3 protein-coding genes are annotated in these 2,025 nt (G+C 49.1%); all 3 read right to left on the reverse strand.

All coding sequences use genetic code 11. The features are described 5' to 3' along the window. A partial coding sequence (locus ACR2PX_RS10935) for an HlyD family efflux transporter periplasmic adaptor subunit (RefSeq protein ID WP_433999390.1) occupies nt 1-830 on the reverse strand: 830 nt, incomplete at its 3' end. Nucleotides 831-848: 18 nt separating this feature from the next. After that, nucleotides 849-1,130 (reverse strand): hypothetical protein, encoded by a 282-nt coding sequence (locus ACR2PX_RS10940; RefSeq protein ID WP_433999391.1) that lies wholly within the window; start codon nt 1,128-1,130, stop codon nt 849-851. Then, nucleotides 1,130-2,025: ATP-binding cassette domain-containing protein (locus tag ACR2PX_RS10945; protein ID WP_433999392.1), on the reverse strand; the 896-nt coding region annotated here is incomplete at its 5' end. The genes ACR2PX_RS10945 and ACR2PX_RS10940, both read right to left, overlap by 1 nt.

Here is a 2,025-nt window from a genome sequence, read left to right on the forward strand (position 1 = left end):
TCTTTGTTTAAGATCCAGGCTTCCACTTCCATCTTTGCCTCCTTGGGTACGATCTGCATCAGAGCCTGTGCGGGTTGAACGACACCACCAATGGTATGAATCTGTAATTGCTGAACGGTGCCGTCTAGCGGTGCTGTGATCAATTGTTGATCATGCAATTCCTGTGCCTTGATACTTTCCTGTTTCAGGCTGGCGAGCTGTCGGTGCAGTTGCTCCTGTTGATCCAGGCTTTCGCGCCGGGTTTGGGCATGGAGGCTGAGCTGCTGATTCTGTATTTCTTCCTGCTCCGCTTCCAGTTGCCTGACCGCTGCCTGTTGGGCTTTTATATCTTCTTCCAGCTCTATGCGCTGTTGTTCCAGCTCCAGATATTGCACTTTTGATCCGTAGTTCTTTTTATAAAGGCCTTCCAATGCCTGAGTGCGCTCTTCGATAATAGGCAGCACCCGTTGCAGTTTGGTGACGATGGCTTTTATGGTCTGTTGTTCTGCGGCTTTGCTTTTCAGCTGACTCTTCAGGGTTTCGCTGGCGGAAACATAGTCTTCTATTTGTTGCAGTAGCAGCTGCTCTTCAAAGGTCTGAGTTTTTTTACCCTGAACACTCTGGTTGAACTTCAGGCTCAGGTAGCTATCCAGTTTCAACGTTTCTGGTCTTGAGCCCGTGTTGTGATCCAGATAGTCCGTAAACGCTTCTTGTCGTGCCAGTTGAAGAGAAAAAGCCGTAATTTCCTGCTCCAACCGAACTCTTTCTGCGTCTGTCATCGTACCGACCAGAGTAATTAACGGGTCACCGGCTTTCACTTCATCACCTTCACGGACATGAATCCTTTGCACTTCGCCAATCACCATGGGCTAAATGGTTTTTACCCGTTCACCCGGTACAATTTTCCCTTGCGCTGAAGCGACAATGTCGATCTTCCCTACACAAGCCCAAACCACCGCAATAACAAACAGCAAGGCAATGGCTTTGACTATGGCTCTGCTGGCAGGATTGGCCGGTGTTTCTTCCACTTCCAGTGCAGCGGGTAAAAACTGTCGACGAGTATTCTGTAAGGCTTCAGGCTTTTCAGTTCTCGACAACAAGCCCTTTGTTGTTTTATTAAGGGTGGCTTTTTCAAAGAATGATTGAATCATTACACCGCCTCCCTGACGCCATGCTGATGAGCATTCAGTCGGGCATAATGTCCGCCCTGTTTGACTAACTGATCATGACTGCCTTCTTCAACAATAAGGCCTTTATCCATCACAATAATCCGGTTAGCGTCGCGAACAGTGGAAAGGCGGTGGGCAATAATGAAGACGGTTCGCCCCTGACTGATGCGTTTCATATTCTGTTGAATAATATGTTCGGACTCATAATCCAAAGCACTGGTGGCTTCATCAAAAATCAGTATTTTGGGATTGGTCAGCAAGGCCCGGGCAATAGCAATGCGCTGCTTCTGCCCACCAGACAGTGAACTGCCTTGCTCACCCACTTGTGTGTCATAACCTTCGGGCAGTTCCAAAATAAATTCATGAGCACCCGCCAGTTTTGCCGCCGCCATAATACGTTCAATAGAAGCTCCGGGATCGGCTAAAGCGATGTTGTCCCGAACGGAACGGTTGAACAAAAAGTTCTCCTGAAGCACGACACCCACTTGCCTTCTTAACCAGGCAGGTTCGACTAATGCCAGATCAACGCCGTCTACTAATACTCGACCAGACTCAGGCACATACAATCGTTGCACCAGTTTGGTCAACGTGCTCTTCCCTGAACCGGATCGACCGACTATGCCAATGATCTCACCGGGCTTCACTTCCAGAGAAACGCCATTAAGCACGGCCGGGCGATCGGGTTGATAGCGGAAAAGAACATGCTCAAATTTGACGAAACCATTAAGAGCAGGAAGTGTTGTACGATTGGGATCATGGCCAGGTTCTGTAGGCGTATTTAATATGTCACCCAACCGCTGAACAGAGATACCCGCCTGCTGAAAGTCCTGCCAGAGTTGCACCAGTTTCAGAATGGGTGCACTGACCCGGCCTGCGA

The sequence above is a fragment of the Endozoicomonas sp. genome, assembly GCF_051008435.1.
Taxonomy (GTDB): Bacteria; Pseudomonadota; Gammaproteobacteria; order Pseudomonadales; family Endozoicomonadaceae; genus Endozoicomonas_A.

Excerpts from the sequence above, each read along its gene's own strand:
- ACR2PX_RS10940 (WP_433999391.1), bottom strand. The coding sequence starts at position 1,130 with ATGATTCAATCATTCTTTGAAAAAGCCACCCTTAATAAAACAACAAAG.